Annotated in this window: 11 protein-coding genes; all 11 read left to right on the forward strand. The window is 47.6% G+C overall.

What is annotated here, in order from left to right; translation table 11 throughout:
• Positions 1-11 precede the first annotated feature (11 nt).
• The 11 genes from ASG89_RS13015 (at position 12) to ASG89_RS13065 (ending at position 13,505) form a co-directional block, all read left to right on the forward strand.
• Positions 12-2,312: a DUF4962 domain-containing protein gene (locus ASG89_RS13015; RefSeq protein ID WP_057311143.1), complete on the forward strand. Its 2,301-nt coding sequence runs from the start codon at positions 12-14 to the stop codon at positions 2,310-2,312.
• 221 nt (positions 2,313-2,533) lie between these two features.
• Positions 2,534-3,883, forward strand: a complete 1,350-nt coding sequence (locus ASG89_RS13020; protein WP_057311144.1) for an extracellular solute-binding protein — start codon at positions 2,534-2,536, stop codon at positions 3,881-3,883.
• A 101-nt stretch (positions 3,884-3,984) separates the two neighbouring features.
• Positions 3,985-4,875, forward strand: a complete 891-nt coding sequence (locus ASG89_RS13025) for a carbohydrate ABC transporter permease (protein ID WP_057311145.1) — start codon at positions 3,985-3,987, stop codon at positions 4,873-4,875.
• Positions 4,876-4,892: 17 nt separating this feature from the next.
• Positions 4,893-5,774 carry a carbohydrate ABC transporter permease gene (locus tag ASG89_RS13030; protein WP_057311146.1) on the forward strand — a complete coding sequence of 294 codons (882 nt, stop codon included), beginning with the start codon at positions 4,893-4,895 and terminating at the stop codon, positions 5,772-5,774.
• A gap of 82 nt (positions 5,775-5,856) precedes the next feature.
• A complete protein-coding gene (locus ASG89_RS13035; RefSeq protein ID WP_057311147.1) occupies positions 5,857-7,695 on the forward strand; it encodes a sensor histidine kinase in 1,839 nt (612 codons plus the stop codon).
• 9 nt (positions 7,696-7,704) lie between these two features.
• Positions 7,705-8,901 carry a response regulator gene (locus ASG89_RS13040; RefSeq protein ID WP_057311148.1) on the forward strand — a complete coding sequence of 399 codons (1,197 nt, stop codon included), beginning with the start codon at positions 7,705-7,707 and terminating at the stop codon, positions 8,899-8,901.
• Between the two features lie 158 nt (positions 8,902-9,059).
• Complete coding sequence (locus tag ASG89_RS13045; RefSeq protein WP_057311149.1) at positions 9,060-9,593, forward strand: C40 family peptidase; 534 nt, start codon at positions 9,060-9,062, stop codon at positions 9,591-9,593.
• An 80-nt stretch (positions 9,594-9,673) separates the two neighbouring features.
• Positions 9,674-10,072, forward strand: coding sequence for an HAD family hydrolase (locus tag ASG89_RS13050; protein ID WP_056622355.1), 399 nt, complete (start codon positions 9,674-9,676; stop codon positions 10,070-10,072).
• A gap of 12 nt (positions 10,073-10,084) precedes the next feature.
• Entirely contained in the window at positions 10,085-10,297 is a 213-nt protein-coding gene (locus ASG89_RS13055) for a helix-turn-helix domain-containing protein (RefSeq protein WP_057311150.1), read from the forward strand.
• 175 nt (positions 10,298-10,472) lie between these two features.
• Positions 10,473-10,673 (forward strand): cold-shock protein, encoded by a 201-nt coding sequence (locus ASG89_RS13060; protein ID WP_028555213.1) that lies wholly within the window; start codon positions 10,473-10,475, stop codon positions 10,671-10,673.
• A gap of 183 nt (positions 10,674-10,856) precedes the next feature.
• Positions 10,857-13,505, forward strand: a complete 2,649-nt coding sequence (locus ASG89_RS13065; RefSeq protein ID WP_057311151.1) for an SLC13 family permease — start codon at positions 10,857-10,859, stop codon at positions 13,503-13,505.
• Positions 13,506-13,621: the final 116 nt, after the last annotated feature.

A 13,621-nucleotide genomic window follows, 5' to 3' on the forward strand; every position in this document is an offset into this window, starting at 1 on the left:
GGGAACGATCCATGTTATTATCGCCACTTTACGAACCGCAGAGCGGTGTGTTAACCGTACAATACGAGCCGAATGAGAAGACGGTGTTGTTGGAAAACCCGCCACGCTTCACATGGATTCCGGCGCAACTCGAGCATGATCGTTATGTGCTGCAGATCGCGCAATCAGAGGCTTTCGAACCTGCCGAAACACAGACGATTGAACCGATTCCATATAACTTATATACACCTGATGCTGCATTTGAAGCGGGTACGTACTATTGGCGTTATGCGCTGCTTGAAGAAAATGGCGCGCACACAGCCTGGAGCCGTGTACGACGTTTCGAAGTGCCGGCAGATTTACCGGAAACACCTCTGCCGAGCAGAGCCAAGCGCTACGAACTGGCTTCACCGCAGCATCCCCGGTTATGGCTGCAAGCGGCAGAAGTAGAAGCCTTCCGCACCAAATTAGCGAGTGATCGAAGTTACTGCGAATTCGATGTTTTCTTTGAAAAATCCGTTCAACCGTGGATCGAACGCGACTTCATAGCGGAGCCACTTCATTACCCAGGAAATAAGCGTGTAGCCAAGCTGTGGCGTCAGATGTATATGGATACACAAGAAGCGCTCTATGCCGTGCGTCATCTTGCCGTAGCCGGTCAGCTTTTAAACGACGCCTCCTTGCTAGATCGCGCCAAAACCTGGCTGCTTCACATCAGTACTTGGGATATTAGAGGAACGACGAGCCGCGACTATAACGATGAGGCTTCCTTCCGAATGGCTGGCGCCATCGCCTGGGGCTATGACTGGCTCTATGACCAACTATCTGAAGAGGAACGCAAGCAGATACGCCACGTTCTTCTCGAACGTACACGTCAAATCGCGCAGCATGTTATCGAGCATTCCAAAATCCATCATGTACCGTTCGACAGTCACGCCGTGCGCTCTTTATCCAGCGTACTCGTGCCTTGCTGCATTGTGCTTTTGCAGGAAGAGCCGGAGGTTCAAGAATGGTTAGACTATACTCTCGAATACTATGCATGTCTCTACTCGCCATGGGGCGGACCTGACGGAGGTTGGGCCGAAGGGCCGATGTATTGGACGACAGGGATGGCGTTTGTTACGGAAGCGATGAATTTGCTGAAGAAATATACAGGCATCAACTTCTATAAGCGGCCATTTTTCGCAAAAACAGGTGATTTCCCGCTATATGCGTTCAGCCCAGATACGTTGCGGGCAAGCTTTGGCGATCAATCGACATTGGGTGATCCGGTCAGCTTGAAAACCGGTTTCAACATCCGCCAATTTGCAGGTGTCACAGGAAACGGATTATATCAATGGTATTTCGAGCGTGTCCGCGAGATTGATACCGATTCAGAAATGAAATTTTACAATTACGGCTGGTGGGATTTCCGTTTTGACGAAATGGTGTACCGTCACGACTATCCGCAGGTGGAAGCTATCGCGCCAACCGATGCGAATATTCAATCGGTCAAATGGTTCCGCGACATCGACTGGGTCGCATTTCACTCGAATATGGCGGATCCAGAACGTCACATTATGCTCCTGACCAAGAGCAGCAAGTACGGCTCTGTCAGCCATAGTCATGGCGACCAGAACGGCTTCTTGCTGCATGCCTACGGCGAGCCGCTAGCGATCGAGAGCGGCTACTACGTGGCGTTTAGCTCCACGATGCATATGAATTGGCGCAGGCAGACGCGCTCGACGAATAACATTTTGATCGACGGTCTGGGCCAATATGCCGAGAAAAATAAAGTGCTGAACATGGCCGCCAATGGGTTTGTGGAGATTGCCGAGCAGCGTAAGGGCTACGGGTACTCCCGCAGCAACGCCACCGCGGCGTACCAAGAATATGTGCCATACCTAGAGAGGTATGTGCGTGAGCTTTACTTCTTCGGCACCTACGTTGTGGTTGTCGACCATATCGATCTCGCGCAGTCGGGTACCGTGGATTGGCTGTTCCAAACGCTGTATGAAATGAAGCTGAATGGACAGACTTTCAAAGTTGAAGGACGTAAAGCCGATATGGACGGTCGTTTCGTCTATTGCTCCTCTGGTGAGCTGGCACTTTCACAGCATCAGAGCTTCGCCGATATCGATCAATCAGAGATCGAAGGCTTGCCGCCGCATTATCATTTGAAAGCAACTACGAAGCACGCCCGCAGCCACCGTATTGCAACTCTGCTCGTGCCGATCAAGCATGGTGAGCCGAAATACGTGTCGTATTTTATGGATGATCAAGGCTTTGATGTTCATATTTATTTCACCGAAGACGGGATCACGAACCGCGTGGAAGTGCCCAAGGCCTATTAAAATATCCGCATACATCAAGCGTTTCCAAATCAGCGTGAGCTGCCGAGGGGGCGCTTTTCTTTTTTTAACTCATAAGAAATTCCCCAAATGGGAACGTTAGGTGAGCAAATAAATCTATAGAAATCAAACATCAAACCTAAAGTTCCTGCATTGTAAGGGGTGCCAATTCCGCGGCATAATAAGAGCATAAAGAACATTCACTCAAACGAGGGGGATTTACATTGGTGAAAAAATATAAGTCACTACAAGTTATTGCGGCAAGCTTGCTAGCCATCAGTTTAACAGCGTGTGGTTCAGGCGGAAGCAGCACGAGCACGACTTCACCAGCGGCAGGAGCAGGGGCGTCAACGACACCAGCGGCCACGAAAAAAGAGAATATTACGATCACGTTCCAAAATATATATCCGGATCCAACGGATCCGAAAAACGGTATGTTGAAGAAAATCGTAACGGATTACCAAACAAAAAATCCAAATATCAAAATTGAGCTTGATTCTTTGAACACGGATCAACAAAAGCTTAAATTGAAAACACAAGCAGCTTCCAAAGAAGTTCCTGACATCACTGTCGTGAACCCGGCTGCTCAAATGCAACCATTCGTGGATGCAGGTCTATTCGCTCCTTTGAATGATATGGTTGAGCAAAACGGACTGAAAGCTACATTCCAAGAAGGTATCCTTAACTGGTATACATTCAAAAATAACATCTACGCATTGCCAGATGGCAACAACATTGCGGTTGTTTACTATAACAAAGACTTGTTCAAACAAGCTGGCGTAGAAGTTCCAAAGACGTTCGAAGAGATGGTTGAAGCTGTAAAAACGCTTAAAGGCAAAGGCATTCAGCCAATGGCGATCGGTGAAAAAGATTCCTGGACAGGTTCCTTCTTGTTCATGAACGTATTGCTTCGTACGAACGGTGGACCTGGATTCTTGCAAGCTGTGGTAGACGGCAAGAAAACATTTAATGATCCAGCATTCACAGATGCAGTTAGCTCATTCGAAGATTTAATCCAAGCTGGCGCATTCCAAGAAGGCGCAACATCATTTGACTACAACGCAGGTGAAAACTTGTTTAAAACAGGTAAAGCAGCGATGTATTTCATGGGTAGCTGGGCAACTGGCGGTATCGAAACATCTTCCGTTAACGGTAAAGTTGGCGTATTCCAATTCCCAACTGTTAAAGGGAAAGGTAACCCAGACGAGTTCATGTTGGCTCCAGGTAGCGCATTCGCAATCTCCGCAAACAGCAAGCACTTGAAAGAAACGAAAGATTTCTTGAACTACTTCATGCTGAACTTCCCTAAAGAAGCTTTCGCAGTTAAAGGCGCAGTAGGTATCGCACAAAAAGTTGACGGCGACTTCAAAGCTGCTGGATACTCCGATATGGCAATGGAAGTACTAGGATTGTTCAAAAAAGTTAAAGGCGGCGACCTTGCATTTGATAACACGATGAACCCAGGAACAGCTCAAGGTCACTTAACGAGCATTCAAAACCTATTCGTGAAGAAAACAGATCCAGCAGTCGTAGCGAAGGAGCACCAAACAGCTTACGACACAAACAAGAAATAGGTTGATAACGTAGTAACCCCATTGGGGAATTTGCCAAGAGTGCCTTAAGAGGTACTAAGGTAAGTTCCCCATGGGTATATCCCATGAAGGAGGCGAGCCAAGTGAATGTGTTAAGAGTCTCCAAGTGGACGATTGCCATGTTTGTACTGCCCTGTTTATTGATCTATGTTTGTCTTGTTTTTGTGCCGATCCTGGTATCGATGTATAGCGGTTTGCTCGATTGGAACGGTATTGGTGAATCCAAATTCATCGGTCTTGAGAATTTCCGCACCATGTTGTTTCATGATCCTGTATTTTGGCCATCAGTGAAACGCACCTTGATGTTTGCTGTATTTTCCATGTGTGAAATCCCAATTGCATTGGGTGTAGCTATCTTACTTAATCGATTCATCAAAAAACCGAATTTCCTAGTTTCTGCTTACTTTTTACCCGTTATTCTATCTGTAGTAATCATTGGCCAATTGTGGAAAACAATTTATAATCCGGCTTCTATGGGCGGTATGCTCAATCAAGTTCTAGAATTACTCAACCTACATAGCTGGACGAGATCGTGGTTAACCGATCCGGAGATAGCCATGTATTCCCTTTATTTCGTAGCGCTTTGGCAGTATTTGGGTTATCACACATTGATCCAGTTTACAGGAATTCAGAACATCCCTGCTGATATCTATGAGGCTGCGCGTCTTGATGGAGCAGAAGGTCTGAAAGCTGACTGGTATATCACTTTCCCTATGAATATTCCGATTTTCAAAATATCGATTGTCCTTGCTTTCATCGGTTCCTTACAAGCGTTTGATATGGTTATGGTTATGACCGCAGGCGGGCCTGCCCATGCGACAGACGTGATTTCAACACTGATGTATAACAACTCATTCCTTTCCATGAAATATGGCTACGGAAGTGCGATTGCTGCATTCTTGGTTGTGGTTTGTCTAGTAGCTACAGTAGTTATTAACTCGGTGTTTAACCGATTAGAGAGAAGATTTTCTTGAGGAAGGGGAGTGTCACCATGCAAAACGTCAGGGAAGCAGCTTCGGCTAAACCTGCTATTATACGGAGACGCAAAAGCTTCTCTATCCTAAAAGTCATCGTCATAGCCTTCTTATCTTTACTTGTGGTCACACAGGTATATCCATTGCTGTGGCTGTTCATTTATTCGTTAAAAACCAATGAGGAAATTCTCTCCGGTCGGTTTTTCGCATTGCCGGAAGTGCTGCAATGGAAGAACTTTTCCAGCGCGATAGAAGCGGGGAATTATTTCAAATATTTAAAGAATAGTTTATTTGTTACGTTGATAACGATGGTAAGCGTTCTGTTCCTAAGCTCACTAACAGCTTTCGCAATTACCCGGTTCAAATGGAAGTACGGTCAGCTCGTCATGGTCATCTTCCTCATTGGGATGATGGTTCCAATGCAGGCAACCCTGTTGCCGCTCATGATTATTTTCAAAAACATGCACATCTTGAACACGCATCTTTCGATCATTCTGCCGTACATTGCGTTTCAGACACCAGTTGCCGTCTTTATTCTTAGCGGCTTCATGAAGTCCATTCCGGCAGAGATAGAAGAGTCAGCTGTCGTGGATGGAGCGGGAGTCTTTAAGATTTTCAGCGGCATCATTCTTCCCATTTCAATTCCTCCGATGATGACGGTATGTATCCTCACCTTCATTAATATCTGGAACGAATATATTCTCGCGGCGACGTTTATCTCGTCCGAGCGACTTAAGACGCTTCCTTTCGGGGTAAACAGCTTCGTAAGTCAATACTCCGTTAACTATGGAGCAATCGGTGCTTTCCTTGTGCTAGGAGCGCTACCGGTTATTCTCGTGTACTTCTTATTAGCGGATAAAATTACAAAAGGTATGGTAGCGGGAGCGGTGAAGGGTTAACTTCACCCCTCTCTTTTTTCATCTTCAGATTTGGGTGTGGTAAAATAGCAAATACTTCCTGGCGAAAGGAGACTAAACTAGCATGAAACGGGGCTTTAATTCCATACATAATCGGCTGTTCTTGCTATTCCTCACTTCCATGCTCGTGCTTGTGCTACTTTTTAGTGTGCTGTACTACCAGAAAACGACGCAAGTTATACATAGTAAGATTAGTGATTTGGCGCAAAAAAATATTTCACAAACCGTAGGTTTATTTGATTTGCTCTTACAGGGCTATGATAGTATTACGAAATCATTGAATAGTAACTATGAAATGCTTCGCTTGATTCAGGACCGCGATATCAATCCCGATGTGACGGCTAGCATATTCAATGAGCGCACCATTACGAATATTTTGGGAGCGATTTACTACTCGCGGGACGATATTATCGGTATTCATGTCATTACCAATGCGGGGAAAAACTATAACTACGAACGCGGTTTTGACAGTGTCCTCAATATAAATTATTCAAGCGCTGAGTGGTACCAGAAGCTGCAGGATTCCTCTGGTGAGATGGTCTGGCTAGGTCTGGTGCAGGGCTCGGTAATTAACCAGTTCCAACGGGATCCACTCTTTGTATTTGGCAGGAAGCTGTATGACCTTACAGATCATCGCGTAATCGGGATTATGCTAATTGAAACGAATCCGCAGCCGATCCTTGCGGCCCTCTCTAACGTGACGATTAGTCCGAACAGCCGTGTTTACATCGTAGATCGGGAGAATCGACTGATTGCAACGACGGCCGAGGATAAAGTGACATTCCCATCGTTAGGTGGTCTTCCACGTCCGCAGGAGAATGAGATCATTATTGATGATCGTACAGATCAGTTAATTGTAGCGGCGAAAGCGAAAATGTCAGATTGGACCGTGCTCGGCCTTACCCCCAAAGGGGATATCAATGCAGAAGTCGTCAAAACGCGGGAATATTTATATGTAGTCATCGTAGTCCTCATTATCCTTTCTACAGCCTTGGCAAGCCTGATTTCGCGAAACATCGCTTCCCCGCTGAAGCTGTTGATCCGAGAGATGAAGCAAGTGGAGATGGGGAATTTCAAAGGGTCTGTGACCGTCAAATCTTTTGAAGAGATTAACTCGCTGGTATCCTCCTTCAATCGCATGGTGAATCGGATGGATGAGCTGATTGAACGTATAACTCTGGCTTCTATAAGTGAGAAAAATGCCGAGCTACAGGCATTGCAGTCTCAGGTGAACCCGCATTTCTTATATAACACCTTGGATATGATCTACTGGATGCTGGATGAACGAGAGAATGATCGCTTAGGCAAAGTCATTCTAGCGCTGTCGCACATGTTCCGGTACAGCAGTGATTGGCAGGAAGCGTCTAAGACGACACTGCAGCAAGAGTTGGATCAGATGCGTCATTATATGACGATCATTGAGAACCGTTTGGAGGGCAGGGTAAGTACGGAGATTCATATAGATCCAGAATGGTTGGATGTTGTTTTGCCGAAAATGACCCTGCAGCCAATCATTGAGAACGCTGTAAAGTATGGATTAGAGCCATTGCGAGAGCCTGGATTGCTGCGTGTGTTCGCAGAGGTGCATGAGCAAGAATTGCACATCATTATCTCGGATAATGGTGTGGGTATCGAACAGAATCTCCTTCATCAGATGCAGGAGAGGTTAGTAGAAGATGCTCGTATGATCGGAGATTGGTACGCTTATCAAGCGGAGGAGCCTAGCGGCGAAGTGAAGACTGCCCTGGAGAGCAAAATGACACGGAGAGGCATCGGTCTTACGAATGTACATCGTCGTATTGTTTTACTGTTTGGGGAGGCCTATGGACTTCGGATACAAAGTAAACAAGAGGTAGGAACTACGGTAATCATTGCGATGCCGCTGCCTCGTAAGGGGGTATAACAGACCATTATGGATATTCTTATCGTTGATGACGAAACCATTATTCTGCAAGGTATTCAGCGCACGCTCCAGAATCGCTTTCCTGAGCACACGATCCACTTAGCCTCGAATGCGGAGCAAGCCATTAACATCCTTCGCAGTGAGACGATTCATATCGTGCTAACGGACATTCTGATGCCGGGGATGACAGGTCTAGAGCTTATGAATATGTCGCGCAGTCGCCATCCCCATGTGAAGTGGGTCGTGATTTCCGCCTATTCGGAATTTTCCTATGCGCAAGAAGCTGTACGCCTTGGTGCGAAAGATTATTTGCTGAAGCCAATCGGTAAAGAAGTGTTAAGCGATATGATTAGGAAGCTGAGCGAGGAAATCGCCCATGATACCGAACTGATCGAGGAAGCAGAACTGCTCAAGACGAATCGCAAATTTCTGCAGGAAGCTGTGTTCCAACGCTGGGTACAAGGTCTGGATACGGGGCGTATCGATATGGGTCCGTTTGTGGAGCAACACCCTTATTTCTTTCTGATTATGGTCAAAATGGAGACCGATAAGGCCGTGTTCTTAGAAAATTTCATTATCGAGAACGTCCTATTGGAGCTGATTGAACGCTACGGCAAGGGTTTTGTGACCGTTCACGACAGCAAAAGCCTATTAGGGCTCGTCACTCCTCCCGAAGGCACAAGCATCGCACAGTTGATTGAGGAGCTTCGCAGCCATCTCATTAAATATTTGAAGGTACCGTTCCAGATCATGACCACGGAGCGGATTGAGCAGTTCCAATCTGTACCCGCGGAGGTACAACGTATGCGGCAGGCATCAACGACACAGGTCTATGAGCATCACGCCAGTGGCAGTGATCGTTCTGTTGAAGTGGCGTTACAGTATATGCGTACACACTATCAAGACGATCTTTCACTTGAGAAAGTGGCTTCTATCGTATACTTGAACCCCGTTTACTTTAGCCAACTGTTCAAGCAAAAGACAGGGCAAGGCTTCAAAGAGTTCGTCATTAACCTGCGATTGGAGCAAGCGAAGCAATTGCTGCTGAATCCGAAGATCAAGCTGGCGGACGTCGCCGAACGGATCGGCTATCAAGATATGAGGCATTTCTCTCAGGTGTTTAAGAAGAAATTTGGGGTTACACCATCGGAGTTTCGTCAGGAGCATACCGGAGATAAAGCGGATTCATTGCTGTCAAGAGAGTGATTCTCATGGAATTCTCAGAAAATTCTCAGAATAATGCCTACAATTAGGTGTGGCGCAGTTTTCCACCTTTGTTGTTAAATATTAGGTTATTTGGAATGTGCTATGGTAGTAGCAGGTCCAACAAACTAATATTTCTATACCAAAGGAGGAAATCAATCATGATTTTTATGAAGAAGAACCGCCTTAATCATTCTGTTGTAGGCTTAAGTCTGTCCTTGTTAGTCGCAGGAACTGCGTTGTTAAGTCCGCAAGCGGCCTCTGCTGCCACAGCAACGACGGTATCTTCCGCGGCAGCGACAGCGATGAGCACGTCCCGTGTAGACAGTATCCTGCGAACTGCGAAGTCGTATATCGGGAAGGTTACTTATCGTTATGGTACGCGAAACACGAGCCGTCTTATTTTGGATTGCTCCGCCTACACACAGCTCGTATTTAGTAAGAATGGGATCAAACTCCCTTGGGGTTCTAAAGCGCAAGCGAAATTAGGAACTCGGGTCTCGAAGAAGACAAGCCTAAGCAAAGGTGACTTAGTGATGTTTAGTACATCGAGGCCTGGCGTTATTAATCATGTGGGTATTTATATCGGCAACGGAAAATTCATCAGTAATACTACCAGTTCTGGCGTTGTCGTACGTGAAATGAACACGGGTTATTGGAAGGATCGTTTTATTATGGGGCGCCATTTGAAATAAACGTTGGAGATATTGACCACAACTCCCTTCGGGTGGTATATAGTAGAAAACGATAACCATGTTAAGGGAGAACAGATACAATGACATTAAAGCTAGCCTTCGAAGCTGTGAAGAAGTTCCATGAAACGTTCGAGCATCCAGTAGGCGCATCACCGCAGCGCCTATCCGCTCAGCGTAAAGCCGCGCGTCTAGCGTGGATGCAAGAAGAGCTCAACGAATTTGAAGAAGCAGCTACATTAGAAGATGAAGTCGATGCGATGATTGATGAATTGTATTTTGTACTAGGGACACTTGTTGAAATGGGTGTAGAGCCTGGACCCATCTTCGATATTGTTCAGCATGCGAATATGTCCAAGGTTTGGCCCGATGGGAAGGTGCATAAGAATGAAATGGGCAAAACCATCAAGCCACCGCACTGGGAAGACCCATTCGACAAAATTAGAACTGAAATTCAAAAACAAAAAAATAAGGAAAGTTGAGGTGAGGCGAGCATGGCCTTCCACAATCAGCTCAAAGAGCTGCGGCAACAGCAAAATCTCACATTACGCAAGCTCGGTGAGAAAGCAGGGATCAGTTATTCTATCCTTAATTCAATCGAAAATGGTCGAATCATCCCGTCGAAAGATGTCGCTTTAGCACTAGCTATAGCGCTTAAAATTGAGGATAGGGAAGCCTTCGTTGCTTTAGTAATAAATCCCTCTTAAGTATAATTGCAATACATAATATAGTGTGGTACAGTATTAATAGTCTTAAAGGTAAAACCTGAATTGCGTATTGCAAAGGGTTATCATTTAAGTAAATGAAACCTTTTCCAATGTGTAATTTTTTTGTTCGAAACAAGAAAAAAGACATGTTAATAAAACTTTGGAGGTATTACCCATGGCAGTAGGAACAGTTAAATGGTTTAACGCAGAAAAAGGATTTGGATTTATCGAAGTTGAAGGTGGAAACGATGTATTCGTACATTTCTCCGCAATCACTGGCGAAGGTTTCAAATCTTTGGACGAAGGCCAACGCGTTGAGTTCAACGTAGTTCAAGGCAACCGCGGACCACAAGCTGAGAACGTTGTAAAACTGTAAGCTTCAGCTTGCACATATAGCATTCTCTAGAAAGACCCTTAACTTCGTTAAGGGTCTTTCTTTTTGCGCTCAGCAGGCTGCTTGGAATTTTTGTAGACAAAATTGTCATACCAAGCGTACAGTATTCTTGGAGTTAGTAACTTGGGTGTTTTCATAGCATCACGCAAGGAGAGTAGATCATTCGTGGCCATTAAAGATATGGAGATGTTTAAGGACTTCTCTAACATAGAATTAGCTAAGCTTCTGGGCAAGTTAGACAAGGTGAAGGCACAAGCGGGGGACACGCTGTTCGAGCAAGGTGATCCTGGCGATAGCATGTATCTGATTGAGAGTGGCAGAATCGAACTTTTCTCTCAGAAGCAGGATAGTACACGCCAGTCGCTTGCGAGTTTACAGGATGGGGATACGCTCGGGGAAATGGCGCTGTTAACGAACGAGCCAAGATCGGCAACGGCCATCGTAGCTGTCGAAAGCGTTCTCTACTATATAGATCGAGAAACTTTCGATCGGTTAGTTATCGAGCAGCCGCAAATCTCTTCATATTTCATTCGGTTACTTTCGGGGCGGCTAGTATCAACCAATGGCCGATTACAAGCCTCGAAGGAAGCGAAGGCGCAGTGGGTATTGCATGAGGTGGAAGAGTTGCCGGAGACTTTGAGAGATTGTCTATTCGTGTGTGCTTGCTTGCCGAATGTTAGCAAATCTTTGCTTGTCCATATGTTTCAAATGGCACTGGAGGAAGCGGAGCAAGTCTATCCGTCACTAGGACGATTCATTCAGCGAGACCCTGAACGTGATTCTGTTCAGGTGAGAGCGGAAATCGAGAGAGTCCTGCTGGATATGCTCCCGCAGCGATATGGCAACAACCAGCAGCAGCTATGGGTAGAGCAAGCGCTAGCGTTCTACCGCGCGGAGAAGAATTGGGCAGCGCTGGTGGAGATCCATGCGGCGAGACATGAGTGGGAGCTGGCGCTAGACGCGGCGGCTGTGGCTGCGGGAGAAGTGGAAGTATCAGAAGTAGCAGAAGCGGCTCTAGCTGAGTCTGAGCGCCAGCAGCGGGCGATCGGTGAAGCGCTTCGGCGCTGCCCGGATGAGCTGCTCGTCGCGCGCTACGCGGTCTTATGGGCCTATGTCCGCTACTGCGTGGAACACGCGCCAGAAGCGGGCTTGTCCATCGTTGAGGCGGCGCTGGATCAGCAAGGCGCTGCCTATTCGGCGCAGCAGCTCACCACCGTCTACGAGTGGGGCGCTGATCTGTGCCGCAAGCTAGGGCGAAACCAGCTTGCACTCGAGTATTTGCAGCTCGCGGAGACAACCGCGCTGTCGGGATTGAGCTCGACCAAGCGCAGCGAAGTGCAAAGCTTCGGCCTGGCCAAGCAGTTGCTGGCCAGAAGCAAGAGCGAGCGCCTCGCCGCAGGCGCGGGGCGGCTTGGTGACCGCAGCCGCTGGCTAGGCCTAGCGGCTATCATCTTGGCCGTGGCCTCGGTGCTCGGCTTCCACATCGCCGAGCCCGCCCTGGGACTGTCCCGCCACGGCATGGACTTCATCGGGATCGGCTTAGCCGCGGTGATCCTCTGGATCGTGAACATCATGCCCGACTACATCGTAGCCTTGGGCATGGCCATGCTCTGGGTGCTCGGCGGGCTAGTCGAGCCGGGGGTAGCTCTGTCGGGCTTCGCCTCACCGACGTGGCTGTACATGATCTTCATCATGGCGATGAGCGCCGTGATTACGAAGTCAGGCTTCCTATACCGCTTCTCCCTTCATGCCCTGAAGCGTTTCCCCGCGAATTACCGCGGGCAACTGTGGGGCATTGTGGCCGGCGGTATCATGCTGAACCCGATGATCCCTTCTTCCTCAGCGAAGGTATCACTCGGCGTGCCGATTGCCCAGACGCTGTCCGAATCCATGGGATTCGGAGCACGCAGCCATGGCGCAGCAGGCTTAGGCCTTACCGCCATGCTGTTCTACGGCTTCACAGCGCCGTTCGTGCTTACTGGCTCGTACACGAATGTATTAGCCTTCGGTTTGGTCACCAACGCTTCACCTGTGAACTGGATTCAGTGGTTTATCTATGCCTTACCGGCATTTCTTATCTTTAGCAGCGTGCTGCTCGGCATCATCTTCATCATGTTCCGCAAAACCGCATCAGCCAAGCCGATTGCTGCCGATGTCTTAGACGAGCAGCTGCGGCTGCTAGGGCCGTTGACGCGCGAGGAGCGTATTGCCGTCGTAACCGTCCTTAGCTGCATCCTCATGCTGGTGTTACAGCCGCTTCATGGCATCGACAGCGCTTGGATTATGCTAATTGGCTTTGCTGTACTCGTCATCAGCGGCGTGCTGGATCGCAAAACCATTTCAACCGGCATCGACTGGACGTTCCTGCTGTTCCTCGGCGTAGCCTTCAGCTTCTCAGCAGCCGCCAATGAGCTTGGACTTGTCGAAGCGCTGTCATCGTTCCTTGGTCAGCATATGGGCGTTTTTGTAACGTCGCCGTTCTTCTTCCTAGCCGCTGTTATCGTGCTCTCGTTCATCGTCACATTGATCGTCAGGGATGACCCGGCAGTAATTTTACTAGTCACGGCACTTCTGCCGTTGGCTGAACAAGCGGGTGTGCACCCGTGGATTCTGGTGTTCGTGGTGCTCCTATCCACGGATCCGTTCTTCTTCGCGTATCAATCGCCAACGTATTTGACGGCTTACTATAGTTCGGAAGGGAAGGCATTTAGCCATCGCCAAGGTCAGAAGGTTGCATTTGCATACGGAATAGCCGTGCTGCTGCTTGCACTTCTGTGTGTGCCTTATTGGAAATGGTTGGGGCTTATCCATTAGCAGTATCGACTGCTGCTGCCGAAATTACCTGTATAATTTCCATTTATTGCTAAACATAAGACGCAAAACCCCCGCTAAATCCTACGCAATAGGAGGATTTAGCGGGGGTTTTTAAT

The sequence above is a fragment of the Paenibacillus sp. Soil766 genome, assembly GCF_001428105.1.
Classification (GTDB): domain Bacteria; phylum Bacillota; class Bacilli; order Paenibacillales; family NBRC-103111; genus Paenibacillus_E.

What these genes read in the sequence shown, in the direction of transcription:
- ASG89_RS13015 (WP_057311143.1), top strand. Translation starts at nt 12, where the DNA reads ATGTTATTATCGCCACTTTACGAACCGCAGAGCGGTGTGTTAACCGTA.
- ASG89_RS13030 (WP_057311146.1), top strand. Translation starts at nt 4,893, where the DNA reads ATGCAAAACGTCAGGGAAGCAGCTTCGGCTAAACCTGCTATTATACGG.
- ASG89_RS13035 (WP_057311147.1), top strand. Translation starts at nt 5,857, where the DNA reads ATGAAACGGGGCTTTAATTCCATACATAATCGGCTGTTCTTGCTATTC.
- ASG89_RS13040 (WP_057311148.1), top strand. Translation starts at nt 7,705, where the DNA reads ATGGATATTCTTATCGTTGATGACGAAACCATTATTCTGCAAGGTATT.
- ASG89_RS13045 (WP_057311149.1), top strand. Translation starts at nt 9,060, where the DNA reads ATGATTTTTATGAAGAAGAACCGCCTTAATCATTCTGTTGTAGGCTTA.
- ASG89_RS13050 (WP_056622355.1), top strand. Translation starts at nt 9,674, where the DNA reads ATGACATTAAAGCTAGCCTTCGAAGCTGTGAAGAAGTTCCATGAAACG.
- ASG89_RS13055 (WP_057311150.1), top strand. Translation starts at nt 10,085, where the DNA reads ATGGCCTTCCACAATCAGCTCAAAGAGCTGCGGCAACAGCAAAATCTC.
- ASG89_RS13060 (WP_028555213.1), top strand. Translation starts at nt 10,473, where the DNA reads ATGGCAGTAGGAACAGTTAAATGGTTTAACGCAGAAAAAGGATTTGGA.